Annotated in this window: 15 protein-coding genes; 3 read left to right on the top strand and 12 right to left on the bottom strand. The window is 68.1% G+C overall.

Annotated elements, in window-relative coordinates:
• The first annotated feature begins 302 nt into the window (after window positions 1-302).
• Together EV653_RS00915 and EV653_RS00910 are read left to right on the top strand one after the other, a co-directional pair.
• A complete protein-coding gene (locus EV653_RS00915; RefSeq protein ID WP_238159490.1) occupies window positions 303-1,967 on the top strand; it encodes an ABC transporter ATP-binding protein in 1,665 nt (554 codons plus the stop codon).
• On the top strand, window positions 1,964-3,838 hold the full coding sequence (locus tag EV653_RS00910; RefSeq protein ID WP_134096989.1) for an ABC transporter ATP-binding protein: 1,875 nt from the start codon (window positions 1,964-1,966) through the stop codon (window positions 3,836-3,838). Before EV653_RS00915 ends, EV653_RS00910 begins: the two co-directional genes overlap by 4 nt.
• A 36-nt stretch (window positions 3,839-3,874) precedes the next feature.
• Here EV653_RS00910 and EV653_RS00905 read toward each other — a convergent pair whose 3' ends face one another.
• A complete protein-coding gene (locus EV653_RS00905) occupies window positions 3,875-4,810 on the bottom strand; it encodes an RNA polymerase sigma-70 factor (protein WP_134096987.1) in 936 nt (311 codons plus the stop codon).
• Window positions 4,810-5,748, bottom strand: coding sequence for an NAD-dependent epimerase/dehydratase family protein (locus EV653_RS00900; RefSeq protein WP_134096985.1), 939 nt, complete (start codon window positions 5,746-5,748; stop codon window positions 4,810-4,812). The genes EV653_RS00905 and EV653_RS00900 overlap by 1 nt, the downstream gene beginning before the upstream one ends.
• 206 nt (window positions 5,749-5,954) lie before the next feature.
• Between EV653_RS00900 and EV653_RS00895 the strand changes: the two genes are divergently transcribed.
• A complete protein-coding gene (locus EV653_RS00895) occupies window positions 5,955-7,106 on the top strand; it encodes an AAA family ATPase (RefSeq protein ID WP_134096983.1) in 1,152 nt (383 codons plus the stop codon).
• A gap of 2 nt (window positions 7,107-7,108) precedes the next feature.
• On the opposite strand, the gene EV653_RS00890 is transcribed toward EV653_RS00895, so the two are convergent.
• The 10 genes from EV653_RS00890 to EV653_RS00845 form a co-directional block, all read right to left on the bottom strand.
• A complete protein-coding gene (locus EV653_RS00890; protein ID WP_134096981.1) occupies window positions 7,109-7,945 on the bottom strand; it encodes a hypothetical protein in 837 nt (278 codons plus the stop codon).
• Entirely contained in the window at window positions 7,946-8,668 is a 723-nt protein-coding gene (locus EV653_RS00885; protein ID WP_134096979.1) for a CDP-alcohol phosphatidyltransferase family protein, read from the bottom strand.
• A gap of 150 nt (window positions 8,669-8,818) precedes the next feature.
• A complete protein-coding gene (locus EV653_RS00880; protein WP_134096977.1) occupies window positions 8,819-9,259 on the bottom strand; it encodes a nitroreductase family deazaflavin-dependent oxidoreductase in 441 nt (146 codons plus the stop codon).
• Between the two features lie 87 nt (window positions 9,260-9,346).
• A complete protein-coding gene (locus tag EV653_RS00875) occupies window positions 9,347-9,808 on the bottom strand; it encodes a hypothetical protein (RefSeq protein ID WP_238159489.1) in 462 nt (153 codons plus the stop codon).
• An 11-nt stretch (window positions 9,809-9,819) separates the two neighbouring features.
• On the bottom strand, window positions 9,820-10,521 hold the full coding sequence (locus EV653_RS41935; protein ID WP_238159488.1) for a class F sortase: 702 nt from the start codon (window positions 10,519-10,521) through the stop codon (window positions 9,820-9,822).
• Window positions 10,522-10,555: 34 nt separating this feature from the next.
• Window positions 10,556-11,569, bottom strand: a complete 1,014-nt coding sequence (locus tag EV653_RS00865; protein ID WP_134096975.1) for a hypothetical protein — start codon at window positions 11,567-11,569, stop codon at window positions 10,556-10,558.
• 192 nt (window positions 11,570-11,761) lie between these two features.
• Window positions 11,762-12,865, bottom strand: a complete 1,104-nt coding sequence (locus EV653_RS41525) for a hypothetical protein (RefSeq protein ID WP_441294966.1) — start codon at window positions 12,863-12,865, stop codon at window positions 11,762-11,764.
• 122 nt (window positions 12,866-12,987) lie between these two features.
• On the bottom strand, window positions 12,988-14,082 hold the full coding sequence (locus EV653_RS00855; RefSeq protein ID WP_134096971.1) for a PP2C family protein-serine/threonine phosphatase: 1,095 nt from the start codon (window positions 14,080-14,082) through the stop codon (window positions 12,988-12,990).
• A 63-nt stretch (window positions 14,083-14,145) separates the two neighbouring features.
• A complete protein-coding gene (locus tag EV653_RS00850) occupies window positions 14,146-14,973 on the bottom strand; it encodes an Fpg/Nei family DNA glycosylase (RefSeq protein WP_134096969.1) in 828 nt (275 codons plus the stop codon).
• A 186-nt stretch (window positions 14,974-15,159) separates the two neighbouring features.
• Window positions 15,160-15,627 (bottom strand): ribose-5-phosphate isomerase, encoded by a 468-nt coding sequence (locus EV653_RS00845; RefSeq protein ID WP_134096967.1) that lies wholly within the window; start codon window positions 15,625-15,627, stop codon window positions 15,160-15,162.
• Window positions 15,628-15,634 lie beyond the last annotated feature (7 nt).

The raw sequence follows: 15,634 nt of genomic DNA, 5'->3' as shown, positions 1-15,634 counted from the left end.
GGACAGGCCTCCCGCGTGGCACCGGGACGGGTTATTGCGTCCGGTGGTTATTCATCGACGGGGAATGGAATTGGCAGGACAAGCGCTTACCTACTGGGCGATACTGGAAAGTGCGCCGTTTTCCGGTCGCCCAAGCCCCTTGTGAACCGAAGTAGATGGGAAGTGCGCCCGTCCAGATGCCGTCAGAGCACGCTGTCACAGCGCCGTCGATCGCTGCCCCTACCACCCGTGTCCCCGAACGCAGCCGCAATCTGTGGCGACTGCGTCCTTACCTGAAGCCACACCGCTGGCGCCTCGCGGTGATGTTCTCCACCGCCATGCTGGGCGTCGGTGTCAGCCTCACCGTCCCACTGGTCACCAGGTCCATCATCGACGGACCTGTCACCCGCCACGAACTGAGCATGCTGGTACCGCTCGCGCTGCTGGCCCTCGGGCTCAGCATCGCCGAGGTCATCTTGGTGTGGATGCGCCGCTGGGCGCAATCCCGGACGGTCAGTGATTTGGAGGCGACTCTCCGGCATGACCTGTACGTCCGGCTGCAGTCGCTGCCGATGGAATTCCACACCCGGTGGCAGAGCGGTCAGTTGCTCTCCCGCGTCACCACCGACCTGTCCACGATCCGCCGGTTCATGGGCTTCGGCCTGCTGTTCCTGGTGATGAACATCCTGCAACTGATCGTCGTCACCATCCTGCTGCTGCAGCTGTACTGGCCGCTCGGTCTCGTGGTCCTGGTGGCCGCCGTACCGGTTGTGATGGTGTCGCTGAAGTTCGAGAAGAAGTACCTGCGGATCTCCCGCAAGGTCCAGGACCAGCAGGGCGACCTGGCCACCCGGATCGAGGAGTCCGCGCTCGGCTTCCGGGTGATCAAGGCGTTCGGCCGGCGGCCGCACGTCCAGCGACAGTTCGACGACGAGGCGACCACGCTGTACGACACCGAGGTCGAGAAGGTCCGGCTCGCCTCGAGGTTCTGGAGCTTCCTCGGCGTGATTCCGAACCTGACCCTGGTGATCGTGCTGCTACTCGGCGCGCTCGCGGCCGGGCGCCAGGCGATCACCCTCGGCACCCTGGTCGCGTTCATCACGCTGATGCTGTCGCTGGTGTGGCCGGTCACCTCACTCGGCGCGATCCTGGCGATGGCGCAGGAGTCGATGACCGCGGCGGACCGGATCAGCGAGATCCTCGACACCTACTCCGTGATCAAGTCCGGTCCGGAGGAGCTCACCAACGCGCGTGGTCACCTCCGGTTCGAGCACGTCGGGTTCCGGTTCTCCGACGACTCGACCGAGGTGCTGCACGACATCAACCTCGACCTGACCCCTGGTACGACGCTGGCCCTGGTCGGCGCGACCGGGTCCGGCAAGACCACTCTGACCGCACTGGTCCCCCGGCTGTACGACGTGACCGCCGGACGGATCACCATCGACGGGCACGACATCCGGGACCTGTCCCTGGTGTCACTGCGGAGCGCGGTGGCGTCGGCGTTCGACGACCCGACCCTGTTCTCGATGAGTGTCCGGGAGAACCTGACGCTCGGACGCCCGGACGCCAGCGACGCCGACGTACAGCAGGCGTTGGAGGTGGCACAGGCGCAGTTCGCCAACGACCTGCCGTGGGGTCTGGAGACCCGCGTCGGTGAGCAGGGCATGTCGCTGTCGGGTGGACAGCGGCAGCGGCTCGCACTGGCCCGTGCAGTGCTCGCCAGGCCGGCCGTACTGGTGCTGGACGACACGCTGTCGGCGCTCGACGTCCACACCGAGGCTCTGGTGGAGGAGGCGCTGCAGAACGTGCTCGCCGACACCACCGGCATCGTGGTGGCGCACCGCGCGTCGACCGTGATGCTGGCCGACAAGGTCGCCCTGCTCCAGGACGGCACGATCACCCACGTCGGAACCCATCAGGAACTGCTGGCGACAGTGCCGGAGTACCGGCACCTGCTGGCAGCCGAAGAAGAGGAGGTGCACGCATGACGACGACCCAGCAAACACCTCCTGCAGCGAAGGAACGGGAGCAGAAGCCGCCGGAGGAGCAGAGCTGGCGGGGCCTGTTCGAGGAGGACCCGGATCGGGAGATCTCCCGGGCGACGACCATCCGGCTGAAGGAGGACTCCCGCAAGCTGCTCGGGGAGCTGCTCCGGCCGTACCGGAAGCTGATCTGGCTGCTGGTCGCGATCGTGATCGTCGAGAACGGCGCCCGGCTCGCGGTGCCGTATCTGGTCCACCTGGGGATCGACAACGGCATCCCGCCGATCCTGGCCGGCAAGGGTTCGCAACAGCTGATCACGATCGTGATCGCGGTGTTCGCGGCGGCGTTGCTGCAGGCGTGGGCGCGGCAGATCTTCCTGATGCGGTCCGGGCGGCTCGGTCAGACGATCCTGCTCGGCCTGCGCAAGCGGGTGTTCGACCACTTCCAGCGGCTCAGCCCGGCGTTCCACGACCGGTTCACCTCGGGTCGCGTGATCTCCCGGCTGACGTCCGACGTACAGGTCATCGACGAGATGCTGGCGAGCGGCTTCGACAGCCTCGTTACCGCAGTACTGACCCTGGTCGGCACGTCGATCATCCTGCTCACGCTGGACGTGAAGCTCGGTCTGCTCGCACTGCTGTCGTTCCCGGCGCTGCTGGTCCTGACGGCGTGGTTCCGGAAGCGGTCCGCGGTCGTGTATCGGCAGACACGTGAGGCCGTCGTCCTGGTCATCGTGCACTTCGTCGAGTCGATGACCGGGATCCGCGCGGTCCAGGCCTTCCGCCGGGAGCCGCGCAACGAGGAGATCTTCCACGGGGTCAACGACCGTTACCGGAAGGCGAACCTCGAGTCGTTCCGGCTGAACGCGGTCTTCATGCCGGCGATCAAGGGCGTCGGCAACATCACGATCGTCGCGATCCTGGCGTACGGCGGTTACCAGGCGTACCACGGGCACGTGACGGTCGGCGTCCTGACGGCGTTCCTGCTCTACCTGCGGCAGTTCTTCGAGCCGCTGCAGGACATCACGCAGTTCTACAACACGTTCCTGTCCGCCTCGGCGGCGCTGGAGAAGCTGTCCGGTGTGCTGAACGAGACCCCGGACGTTCCGGAGCCGATCGAGCCGGCCAAGCCGCGCAAGGCGCGCGGTCACCTGGAACTGCGGAACGTGCGGTTCGAGTACGTCGACGGCGTACCCGTGCTGCCCGGTCTGCAGCTGGACGTGCCGGCTGGTCAGACGCTGGCCCTGGTCGGTACGACGGGCGCCGGCAAGACCACGATCGCCAAACTGGTCGCACGGTTCTACGACCCGACCGGCGGGCACCTGCTGCTCGACGGCGTGGACCTGCGCGACCTGTCCGAGGACGATCTGCGCGAGCGGGTGGTCATGGTGACCCAGGAGAACTTCCTGTTCACCGGTTCGGTGGCCGACAACATCCGCTTCGGCAAGCCCGACGCCACGATGGAGGAGGTCGTCGAGGCCGCGAAGGTGATCGGCGCGCACGACTTCATCTCGGCTCTGCCCAACGGCTACGAGACCGCGGTGGAGAAGCGCGGTTCCCGGTTGTCGGCCGGTCAGCGTCAGCTGGTCGCGTTCGCGCGGGCGTTCCTGGCCGACCCCGCCGTACTGATCCTGGACGAGGCCACGTCCAGCCTGGACATCCCCAGCGAGCGCCTGATCCAGCGGGCCCTGAAGACGATCCTGGCCGACCGTACGGCGATCGTCATCGCCCACCGGTTGTCCACCGTCGAGACCGCGGACCGGGTGCTGGTGCTGGAACACGGCCGGATCATCGAGGACGGCTCACCCGACGACCTCATCACCCATGACGGTCACTACGCCGGGCTGCACCAGGCCTGGGAGGACTCCCTGGCCTGAGCGGCTTCAGGCAGGTGCGGGCGCGTGGGGGCTTCCCTACGCGCCCGCATCGGTTTTCCGGGCCTCGGTGGTTTCGCGAACGACGGCCCACGCGTCGGCGACCGGGCCGACGTGCCGCAGCTTGTCCGGGTTGACCACGGCCCGGATGGCGACGATCTGGCCGTCGGCGATGTCGAGGGTCCAGGTGTTGACCACACGGCCGGCGGCGTCGCGGAAGATCGCACCCGGCTGCCCGTTCACCTGGTGCGGCTCGACGACGCCTCCGATGCGCGCGAACGGCTCTGCGAGCGCGGAGAGCATGGCGGCTACATTGCGAGCGCCGACGATCAGGCCGCGACCCCACTGCGGCGCCTTGCCCCCCGCGTCGCCGACCAGCTGTACGTCTGCTGCCAGGAATTGCAGCAAGTCGTCGACGGCACCTTCCCTGAACGCGTCGAAGAAGCGGACCGCCAGCTCGTCACACTCACGCCGGTCCGCCTCGAACCTCCTCCGGCCGTCGTCCATGTGCCGCCGCGCCCTGGCCACCAACTGACGGCACGCGGGCTCCGAGCGGCCCAACGAAGCGGCGACCTCCGCGAAACCGAAGCCGAACACCTCGCGCAGTACGAAAGCTGCGCGCTCCAACGGAGACAGGCGTTCGAGCAGGAGCAGCGCCGCCGTCGACACCGAGTCGGCGAGTTCAGCCGCGCGCTCCGGGTCCTGGTACGGGTCGGACAGCAGCGGTTCGGGTAACCACGGCCCGAGATACGCCTCGCGTCGATGTCGGGCCGACCGCAGTACGTCGACCGAGATGCGCGTGACGACAGCCGACAGGAACGCTTTCGCCGACGCCGGCCGGATCCCGGAACCGGCGTACCGCAACCAGGTGTCCTGGACGGCGTCCTCCGCCTCACTCACGCTGCCGAGGATCCGGTAGGCGATCGAGAACAGCAGCGGTCGCAGTTCCTCGAACTCCTCGTCGCGATCTGCCATCAGGACTCCGCCAGCTCGGCCTTGAACCCGAGCCGCCAGGACGGGTACCGCAGCTCCCAACCGAGCTCCTTCTTGGCTTTCGCGTTGGAGAATCCCCGGCCCTCGGTCATCATCACCACCGCTTGGTCCCCCGCCAGCCGCCGCGCGAGCCAGACCGGAACACGCATCGGCGGCTTCGCGCCGGCGCACTCGGCCAGATACGGCAGCCACTCACTGGCCGGCGCCGGGTCGTCGTCGACGATGTTGAAGACGCCATGGACCCGTTGCTCGACAGCCAGCACAGTCGCGCTCGCCGCGTCGTCGAGATGCACCCAGGAACTGTAACCAGTCCCCTTTCCGACCAGCGGGTACTGGCGTTTGCGCACCAGCTCCACCTGGTCGTCGATGGCGCCGGGTCCGTAGAACGCGCCGTACCGCATGACCGCGCCGCCGATCCCGAGGACGAGATCCTCGATCCGGCTCAGCGCCTTCAGGCCGGCGTACGCCGCTGTTCCGTCGAGCAGATCGAGCGGATCCTCCTCGGTCTTCACCCACCCGCCTTCGCGGATGCCGTTCCAGCTCGCATATCCCTGGGCCACGAAGTGCGGCACACCGACCGCCTCGGCCGCGGCGAGCAGGTGATCGGTGCCCTCGGTCCGCAGCCGGTTCGTCTTCGCGAACCAGCGGTCCGGGTGCTTGATATCCGGCTTGCCCGCGTGGGTCATGGAGATCGCGGTCATCTGATGCACGATCACATCCGGCTTCGCCAGCGCGACCGCCTCACCGACGGACGCTCCGTCCAGGCCGTCCATGACGACCGCCTCGGCGCCCGCGGCTGTGATCAGGTCCAGCTTGGCCTTGGTCGTCGTGGTCGCCGTCACCTCGTGCCCACGGGCCACCAGTTGCGGCACCAGACGACGGCCCAGGACACCACTGCCACCGGCTACGAATACTCGCATCTGCCTTCACGCTCCTCTGTGTCGCCCCCCGAGACGAGACAGCGCCACAGATCGTGACACGATCAGCAAAAGATGCTGAGTAATGCCTATTAGCGTCTAGCGCCTGCGCGAACCCAGTGAGTACGCCGACGGCTACCTGATCGCCGACGCCGTCCGCTGGTGCCGCGTGTCATAGAAGTGTCCGGGGGCGTCGGTACCTTGGGCGCATGCTGACGACGCTGGCGGTGGAGAACTACCGGTCCCTGCGGCGGATCGTCATGCCGCTGGGTGGGTTGAACGTGGTGACCGGAGCGAACGGGACGGGCAAGTCCAGCCTGTACCGGGCGCTCCGGTTGCTTGCCGATGCCTCGCGCAACGGCGCCATCGCAGCCCTGGCACGCGAAGGCGGACTCCAGTCGACGCTGTGGGCCGGGCCGGAACATGTCCGTAAGGACCGGCCGGTCCAAGGCACGGTGCGGACCGGTCCGGTGACATTGCGGATGGGGTTCGCGGCCGATGACTACGGCTATCTGATGGACCTCGGGCTGCCCGTGCCCAACGGCTCGCAGTTCGATCTCGATCCCGAGATCAAGCGGGAAGCCTTGTGGGCAGGCCCGTTCCTCCGACCGGCGGCGCTGCTGGTCGATCGGAGCAATCGTGAGGCGCGGATCCGTTCGTCCGGTGGCGAGTGGGAACGCGCGGGTCATCAGCTCCAGACGTTCGACAGCATGCTGAGCGAGTTCGCGGATCCTGAGCGTGCGCCGGAGCTCATGCTGGTGCGGGACCGGCTGCGCGGTTGGCGGTTCTACGACCATTTCCGCACCGACGCCGATGCGCCCGCCCGGCGAGTGCAGATCGGGACGCGGACCGCCGTACTGTCCCACGACGGCGGGGACGTCGCGGCCGCGCTGCAGACAATCCGCGAGCTCGGGCCGAACGGCGCACTCGACGAGGCCATCGAGCTGGGCTTCCCCGGCAGCCGGGTGGATGTCGTGAACACCGCCGGCCGCTTCGAGATCGCGTTCCGCCAGCACGGTCTACTCCGGCCGCTGTCGGGTGCCGAGCTGTCCGACGGCACGCTCAGATATCTCCTGTGGGTCGCCGCACTACTGACGCCGAGACCGCCAGAACTCCTGGTCCTCAACGAGCCCGAGACGAGCCTGCACCCCGACCTCCTGCCCGCCCTCGCGAATCTCGTGGTCACCGCGGCCAAGGAGGCGCAGGTCATCGTCGTCACCCACTCGCGCCCGTTCATCTCCTCACTGCAGGCCCTGTCCCCCGAACTGCACACGATCGAGTTGGTCAAGGACCGCGGCGCCACCACCATCGCCGGCCAAGGCCCGCTCGACGAACCACCCTGGAAGTGGCCGTCGCGCTGAGGTCAGTGCTTGACCGACTCGAAGCGGACCAGGACCACCGATCCGGCTGCGGAGAGGGCGAAGCCGATGATCGCCGCCGGCCACCAACCAGCGCGTACGGCGTCGTTGAGGACGAAGACGCCGACCGCGGCCGGGGTGATGGTCTGAAGGGCGATCATCGGCGTCGTCGCCAACGTCACCGAACCGCGCTGCAGGGCCAACGAGTACAGGATGAAAGCGAGCGCTCCACTGATCGGGAGCGCGTAGAGCGTCGGGCTGTGGAACAGCTCAGAGAGGGAACCGTCCTGCAGCAGACGAGCGGAGATGGCGACTCCGGCGTACCCGAGACCGGCCAGCAGTCCGAGCAGGGCGGTCGACACACCGTGCTGCGACCGGCTGGCGAGGGCGCCCAGTACGGCGATCGTGATGAGGCCGACGATGATGCCGATCGTGAGGCCGTGATGCTGGGCGGCCGCGCCGGCGTCCCCTGCTGACACCGCGAGCAGGCCGAGTCCCACGACGACGCCCGCAACTGCCGACCACTCGAGCGCGCTGAGTTGATCCGACATCAGCCGGGTCGCGAGCAGGGCGGTGACGACCAGGCTGACCGCGATACCGGCTTGCGCCAAGTACAACGGCAGCAGCCGCAGCGCGACGAAGTGCAGGCCGAAGCCGGCCAGATTCAGCGCGAGTGCGCCGAGGAACGCGGGCTGCCTGAGCAGCGCGACGACGAACCCGCCGAACCGCCGCGGATTCAGCTCCGACTCGGTCGGCACCTTGCGCGAACCGACCGCCTGCATGATCGCGCCGACACCGAACAGCACCGCGGCCCCCAGAGCCGCGCCAAGACCGAGAACCATCTACGCGGCAGCCTTACGGCGCCAGGTCAGGTACAGACTCAGGATGCCGTAATACACCAGATACGACAGCGAGACGCCGACCACGATCGGGTTCGGGTTCGGCATCTGCGCCAGGAGTACCGCGTACGACGCGAGCCAGACCGCGGTCGTCAGCAGGTTCAGCGAGCGGAACGCCTTCGTGCGCGACGGGTACACGTACTTCACCGGGATGAAGACGAGGATCGAGCAGACGACCAGGATGATGCCGGTGGTGACCGGGCTGAGGCTGAGCACCACGACGTAGAACGCGACCACGTTCCAGTAGCTGGGGAAGCCGAGGAAGAAATGGTCCTCGGTCTTTGCGTCGACCCGGCAGAACTGGTAGCTGGAGGCAAGCAACGGCAGCGCGCCGAGGATCGCGCCCCAGGTGCCGGACGGCAGGTAGCCGCCGGTCCACAGCAGGACGATCGGGGCGAACGCGTAGGTCAGGTAGTCGACGATGTTGTCGAGCATCGCGCCGTCGAACCACGGGATGGTCTCCTTCACCCGCAGCCGGCGCGCGAGCATCCCGTCGGTACCGTCGATCACCAGGGTCGCCAGCCCGAGCCAGAGGGCGCGGACCGCGTCGCCGTCGATGGCGGCGATCACGATCAGCAACGCGAGCACCGTTCCGCTCGCGGTATAGGCATGCAGTGCAAGTCCGGCCAGACGCAACCGCGTCGACCCGACGAACGGTTCCTGCACCGCGTCGTGTGTGGTCAGGACGACTCCCAGAACTCAAGCGACGCAGCGCGCCGGGCCGGGTCGAAGTGAACCCAGCCGTCGCCAGCGTCTCACAAGCCTGGTCCCGCCCTGCTCACCGACCGTCATCCGGAGCGAGATCTTTGCAAGGACTTAGTTGATGGGGTCCAGCACAAAGAGCGGGATCTTCCGGGTGGTCTTGGTCTGGTACTCCGCGTATGGCGGGTAAGCCGCGACGGCCCGCGACCACCACTCGTCGTACTCGGCGCCCTCGATCTCGCGGGCGACGTACTCCTTCGTAACCTCGCCGTCCTGCAGGGTGAGCTTCGGGTCTGCCTTCAGGTTGTAGTACCAGACCGGGTTCTTCGGCGCGCCGCCCAGCGAGGCGACAGCGGCGTACACACCGCTGTGCTCCACCCGCATCAGCGGGACCTTGCGGATCTTGCCGGACTTGGCGCCGCGCATCGTCAGCAGCACCACGCGCATCCCCTTGATGTCGACCGCCGCGGTGGTGCCGGCCTCGGTGACCTTCTCCACCTGCTCGCGGACCCAACCGGTGGGGCTGGGAGCGTAGTCGTCGTTGTTCGATGTCATGTCACCAATCTTAAGGTGACACGTCACCATTACCAATCGCCGCGTGTCGCCCCGCCTCGGTCCGAGGCCGGGGGCGTTCGGGTCCGGTCAGACGGCGCAGGAGCGGAGCTGGGTCGCGGTGGCGATCGTCGCCTCGATCCAGCGGCGGCGCAGGAAGTGCGCCTTGGCCAGCCGGTGCACTCCGTCGAGGACGACGAGCCGGCCGCGGTACGCGACCAGGTTGATCGGGAAGTCGAGGTCCGCGTCCATCACCCGCTGGTAGTGGGCCCGGAAGTTCATCGGCGTCTCCGCAACCTGGTTCGGCGTGACCCGGAACCGGTCGCCGTCGAGCTGCCACAGCGGCAGGTCGAACATCCAGACCAGGTCGGCGATCTCCACCGGCTCGACCTTCAGGTCCAGCTCCCACAGCTTGGCCAACTGCCAGCGGTACGGCGGGAACACCTCCCGCAACGCCTCCGGCATCATCGCGACCAATTCGTCGAACGAGACGTCGGGCGCGACCCGGTCCACCTCGGCGCCGAAGGTGTCGCCCAGCCCATCGATCGTCACGACGGAGCAGGCTACGCCATCGGCAGGGCGATCACGACCACGTTGCTGAGGTACACCTGGCCGTTCCAGTCCTCACACGTCACCAGGACGAGCCGGCCACGAACGCTCTGGTCGAACAGTTGCGCGGCGCGCTTGGCCAACGTGGCTTTCCGGTACGTCGTCACTGTGGAGACCTGGTACCGCAGCTGACCCCGAACCGTCGCCACCTGTACGACCGATCCCGGGTCGAGCTTGCCGAGGTTGTCGAAGGCCCCGCCGCCGTTGTGCACCGTGTGCCCGGTGATGACCGCCGACCCGGTCTTGCCACCAGGCTGGGCGCCACCGGACCACCAACCGACCTTCGACGGGTCGGACGGTGGCATCAGCGCGGCATGAACTGCGCTGATCGCCACGACCGGAGCGTCCACGCCCAGTTGCGCGATGTGGATACCCGTGGGGCGTCCGGCGCGCGCCGTCGTACGACTGCTCGACGGGACGGCCGGAACGGACTCAGGAACCGCTCGACGGGACTGAGCGACCGGACTGCTGGATGGGACCGGTGAGGTCGGTGAGGCGAATCCGGTGGTCGGCACGGTCGGGGCGCCGGTGTGCTCGTCGCCACCGCGGCCGAACTGCAAGTACGCACCGGTCGCGAGCGCACAGACACCCACGAGCGCGACCGCCCCGCTCCACCGGAGTGGAGCCGGGCGGCCGCGTCGTCGGGCAGAACTCACGTCAGACCCATTTCAGACCGATTTCGGGCCCACGTCAGACGCTGTGCTTTCCACGCCGCCGGAAGGCGACGACACCAGCGCCGGTCAGCAGCAGACCGCCGACGGTCAGCAGCAAACCACCGGCCAGACCGAAGGGACTGTTGCTACCGGCAACCGAGTTGGCGGAGCTACCAGGACCACCGAAGCCGGCGTCGACCTCGGTCGGTACGCCGGGCGTCGGCGTCCCACTCGGCACGTCGGGGGCCGGCGTCGACGTGGTGGCTACCGGCGAAGTGCTTGACGGCGACGTCGAGGTGGTCGGTGCGGTCGGCGTTCCCGGAGAGGTCGGTGTGGTCGACGGCGAACTCGGCGGCGTCGTGGGGGCAGTCGTCGGCGGGGTGTCCGTCGTGGTGGGCGGCGTGGTCGGCGGCGTGTCGGTCGTCGTCGGCGGAGTCGTCGGCGGCGTGTCCGTCGTCGTCGGAGGCGTGGTCGGCGGGGTGTCCGTCGTCGTGGGCGGACTCGTCGGCGGCGTGGTCGGCGGGGCGTCGCAACCCTGCACCCAGAAGACCTTGTGCTTCACGTCGTTGCCGATCGAGCCGGGCGCGTTCACCGTGAGCTTCACGTGGTAGCCCTGCTGCGGCTGCGGCTGACCGGTGAACTTCAGCGTGTAGACCTCCCTGGCGTCCAGGTCGGTGCCGCCGCCGGCTGCATCCTCGCCGATGAACGGATGAAGGTTGCCGGAGACAACCTGCAGTCCGCCGTCCTTCGTCGGCGCCTGGTCCTCGAACGTGACCGTGGCGTTGTAGTCGCCCTCGTCGTAGTTGTAGAACTCGACACTGAACGTGCAGCCCTGGTGCGGGTTGTTGTCCGGCGGTCCGCTCTGGATGTCGGCGCCCTCGATCTTGACCGTGCCGTTGTTGCCCGGCGGATTGTGGCTTCCGGCCACAGCCGCCTGGTCCGCGTTGGCGGACGGCGCGACCAGCAGTGCGGTGGCGCCGAGTAGAAGTGAAAGTGCTCCGGCCCCGGCAAAGATGCCGGTGGCACGGGAGCGGATGCCCGTGTGGGTCATGTCCGTCCTCGAACAACGCAGGGGATTCAGATTCTGGAGAAGTATTTCGGTTCCGTCACAGCAATCAAGTTTGTTGGGTAACGATTGATCGCGTGTCGCGGCCGTTGTCCACAGGCCCGCAGCGGCGGGCCTGTGGACATCACGCATCGGCAGCAATTGGTGACCGTCAGTGCTCGGTCAGGTCGTCGGGCGTCAGCGGGCGTGGCGTCCGCGGCGTCGCAGCGATGCGACCGCACCGCCGGCGAGGAGCATGCCGCCGAACGTCATCAGCAGGCCCCCGGCTTGATTCGTGCGACCGTCGTTCACCGCGGCGACCGGGCGGGTCGGCGGACCGGAAAGCCCTGCGTCCACAGCGGTCGGCAGACCCGGAGTCGCCGTCGTACTCGGATGGTGCGTCGGCAGAGGAGTCGCCGAGCTGGTCGGCGACGTCGCGGGGCTGGTCGGCAGCGTCGTGGCTGGAGTAGTCGGCGGAGGCAGCGTCGTAGCCGGAGTGGTCGGCGGCGTCGTGGGTGGTGTGGTGGGTGGTGTGGTGGGTGGTGTGGTGGGTGGTGTGGTGGGTGGTGTCGTCGGTGGCGTGGTGGGAGGCGTCGTCGGAGGCGTCGTGGGAGGCGTGGTGGGAGGCGTCGTCGGAGGCGTCGTGGGAGGCGTGGTGGGCGGTGTCGTCGGAGGTGTCGTCGGCGGCGTCGTCGGAGGTGTCGTCGGCGGTGTCGTCGGCGGCGTGGTGGGCGGAGTTGTCGGTGGCGTGGTGGGAGGGGTGGTGGGTGGGGCGTCGCAGCCCTCGACCCAGAAGACCTTGTGCTTGGTGTCGGCGCCGATCGAGCCCGGGGCGTGGACGGTGATCTTGACGTGGTAGCCCTGCTGCGGCTGCGGCTGGCCGGCGAACTTCAGGGTGTACGTCACCCGCGCGTCCAGGTCGTTGCCGCCGCCGGCCGGATCACCGCCGATGAACGGAGTGAGATCGCCGGAGACGACCTGCAACCCCCCGTCGGCCGTCGGCGCCTGATCCTCGAAGATGACCTGCGCGTTGTACGGCCCCTCGTCGAAGTTGTAGAACTCGACGGTGAACGTGCACCCCTGGTGCGGGTTGTTGTCCGGCGGCCCGCTGGCGATGTCCACCCCTTCGATCTTGATCGTGCCGTTGTTCCCCGGCGGCGCGGCCAGCGCCGCACCGGCCGGAGCGATGGACCCGTCGCTCCCGGGACCCGGCTGGACGAACATCGCCGCGGCACCGATCAGAACCGTGAGCGCTCCGGCGGCAACCGCCGCACCGGCCAATTGAGCATGAACCCGCTTCACGACCATTCCCCGTCCCCTGTCTTGCGTATGGTCATTGCCCGGGCGGACATCTCACCTGCAGTATGGCCCTCTAGTTGCCCAAGTCAACAAACAGGAGAATGACAACGAGAGACTTAGTTGCCTCAAGCATGCGCCGTGCGGTGGATGATCACGATCGCCGAATCGTCACCCGGGCCGCCGGCGGTCGCGACCAGTTCGGCGGCGCCGCCGACGAATCCCTGCGCCACAAGGCGTTCCGCGTGGCCCGTGAGGCGGTCGGTGCCGCGGCCGATGTCCCGCCGGGGCGTCTCCACCATGCCGTCGCTGTACAGGAACAAGGCGTCCCCGAGGCGCAGCTGCCCGTGGTTCGCTTGGAACTCCGGGGCCTCCATCAACCCGAGCAACGGGCCGTCCGCGTCCCGCGTCTGCCACCGCCCGGACCAGGCATCGAACTGGATCGCCGGCGGATGCCCGGCCGTGCGTACGTCGAACTCCCCGGTCCGTAGGTCGAGCACGACGTGGACCACGGTCGCGAAGTCGTCGTCCCAGTCCTGCCGGCGGATGTACTGGTTCGCCGACGGCAGGAACTCCGCCGGGGGTACGACGCCGAGCAGACCGCCGAACGCACCGGACAGCAGCAGCGCCCGCGTCCCGGCATCGATTCCCTTGCCCGAGACATCGACCAGCGCCACCTCGAGGAACTCGTCGTGCATCGTCGACACGACGAAGTCACCCGAGAACGTCGATCCGCCGGCGGACTGGATCGCCACCTCGACCCGCCAGCCGGGCGGCAATGCCGGCATCTCCCCCTGCGCGGTGAGTGTGTCCCGCAGCTCCATCAGCATCGACTCGCTCCGGGTGCCGGCCACACCGAGCCGGCTGCGCACCTTGGCGCTGGCGATCATGATCCAGCCGACGATCACCAGCACCAGCACGAAGCCGATCCGCGGCATCGTCATCCCGCGGGACAGTACGACGTACGAACCGAACGCCGCCGTGATCCCGGTCAGCGCCACCAGCTCGCCGAAGCGCAGCAGAACGCCGCCGACGACGAGCGGGACGATCAGGAAGGACGCCGGCACGGAGGTCATCCAGATGGCGCTCGCCAGTGCGATCACCAGCTGCATCAGCGCCAGGGCAACGAACGCCAGCCGGTGGGACCGGCGAGCACGACGGCCCAGCGCTTCGACCCGGCGGCCGATGCGTCGTACCAGCGCGAGACCGCCGTTCTTCCTCATGGTGTGAAGAAGATAACGGCACCACTCGGTCCGCGCATCAATTCGCAACACAACTGATGGGTTTCAGCTCTTGCGAGTGAGTCCGGTCCGTTGACATTTGGGACACCAGAAAAGGTTGCGGCCGGCCAGGATCTTGGTCCGGATCACCGACTGGCAGACGAAGCAGTGCTGCCCCTGCCGCCGGTAGACGTAGACCTCTCCGCCATGGTCGTCCTTGCGTGGGTCGCGGCCCATCGCCTCCGGTGTGTGGTCGTCGGCAACGGTGTCGATCCGGCCGGTCTCGACGCCGTACTTCATCAGCGCCAGCAGGTCGTCCCACATGCCCTGCCACTCGCGCTTCTTGACCACATTGCCCGGCGTCATCGGGTTCAGCTTGGCCCGGAACAGCACCTCGGCGCGGTACACGTTGCCGACCCCGCTCAGTACGTCCTGGTTCATCAGCAGCTGCCCGATCGGCAGCTTGCTGCGGTGGATCCGCTTCCAGGCGAGCTCCGGATCGGCGTCGTCGCGCAGCGGGTCCGGTCCGAGCCGGCTGAGCAGCTTGTCGCGTTCCTCGCCGGTGATGACCTCGCACACGGTCGCGCCGCGCAGATCGGCGTACGACGTGGCGTTCTGCAGCCTCAGCCGCACCTGTCCGACGGGCTCGGGCACCGGGGCCGGACGGATGTCCATCTTGCCGATCAGGCCGAGGTGGATGTGCAGCCAGCCGGCGCCCTCGAAATCGGCGAGGAAGTGCTTGCCGTGGGCCTCGGTCTGCGTCAGGACATGTCCGTTGAGCAGCGCGGCGCCGTCGACGAACCGGACCTGCGGGCTGGACGCCTGGACCAGGCGGCCGCCGAACGCGTCCCAGACGTCGTTCGCCAGGCGGTGCAGGGTGTGACCTTCAGGCATGATTCCTCATATGGGGACGACAGGTGGTTCTGGTGCAGCTAAGGGCGGACGCGCAGCGCCGCCCACTCCGGCCGTGGTCGGCACCGGCCGGTCGATGCGGGCCCGGGACGTCTCCCGGCCGCGTCGAGAGGTAGAACGCCGGCCGGCGCCACAAAAGTCCGGCGACGGCCACGGCGGTCAGGGCGATCAGGGCAAGGGCGGGAGCTCACCGGTCGCCTCGTAGTCCGACAGCATGTCGATCCGGCGGGTGTGCCGCGCCGCGCCGGAGTAGTCGGTGGCCAGGAACGTGTCGATGAAGCCGGTCGCCTCCTCCTCCGAGTGCATCCGGCCGCCGACGCTGATCACGTTGGCGTTGTTGTGCTCCCGGCCGAGGCGTGCGGTCTCGGTGCTCCAGGCCAGCACGGCCCGGACACCCTTCACCTTGTTGGCGGCGATCTGCTCACCGTTGCCCGAGCCACCGATCACAATGCCCAGGCTGCCGGGGTCGTCGACGACGGCCTGCGCGGTCCGCAGGCAGAACGGCGGGTAGTCGTCCTCGGCGTCGTACGCCGCCGGACCGTGGTCGACGACGTCGTGCCCAGCAGCAGTGAGGTGCTCTACCAGGTGGTTCTTCAGCTCGAAGCCGGCATGGTCGCAGCCGATGTGCACTCGCATGGCCAGC

The sequence above is a fragment of the Kribbella pratensis genome (genome assembly GCF_004365355.1).
Taxonomy (GTDB): Bacteria; Actinomycetota; Actinomycetes; order Propionibacteriales; family Kribbellaceae; genus Kribbella.
Note: the sequence above shows the minus strand (reverse complement) of the source record. Positions and strands in the feature narration are given on the sequence as shown.

Excerpts from the sequence above, each read along its gene's own strand:
- EV653_RS00915 (WP_238159490.1), top strand. The coding sequence starts at position 303 with ATGTTCTCCACCGCCATGCTGGGCGTCGGTGTCAGCCTCACCGTCCCA.
- EV653_RS00910 (WP_134096989.1), top strand. The coding sequence starts at position 1,964 with ATGACGACGACCCAGCAAACACCTCCTGCAGCGAAGGAACGGGAGCAG.
- EV653_RS00905 (WP_134096987.1), bottom strand. The coding sequence starts at position 4,810 with ATGGCAGATCGCGACGAGGAGTTCGAGGAACTGCGACCGCTGCTGTTC.
- EV653_RS00900 (WP_134096985.1), bottom strand. The coding sequence starts at position 5,748 with ATGCGAGTATTCGTAGCCGGTGGCAGTGGTGTCCTGGGCCGTCGTCTG.
- EV653_RS00895 (WP_134096983.1), top strand. The coding sequence starts at position 5,955 with ATGCTGACGACGCTGGCGGTGGAGAACTACCGGTCCCTGCGGCGGATC.
- EV653_RS00890 (WP_134096981.1), bottom strand. The coding sequence starts at position 7,945 with ATGGTTCTCGGTCTTGGCGCGGCTCTGGGGGCCGCGGTGCTGTTCGGT.
- EV653_RS00880 (WP_134096977.1), bottom strand. The coding sequence starts at position 9,259 with ATGACATCGAACAACGACGACTACGCTCCCAGCCCCACCGGTTGGGTC.
- EV653_RS00865 (WP_134096975.1), bottom strand. The coding sequence starts at position 11,569 with ATGACCCACACGGGCATCCGCTCCCGTGCCACCGGCATCTTTGCCGGG.
- EV653_RS00855 (WP_134096971.1), bottom strand. The coding sequence starts at position 14,082 with ATGAGGAAGAACGGCGGTCTCGCGCTGGTACGACGCATCGGCCGCCGG.
- EV653_RS00850 (WP_134096969.1), bottom strand. The coding sequence starts at position 14,973 with ATGCCTGAAGGTCACACCCTGCACCGCCTGGCGAACGACGTCTGGGAC.
- EV653_RS00845 (WP_134096967.1), bottom strand. The coding sequence starts at position 15,627 with ATGCGAGTGCACATCGGCTGCGACCATGCCGGCTTCGAGCTGAAGAAC.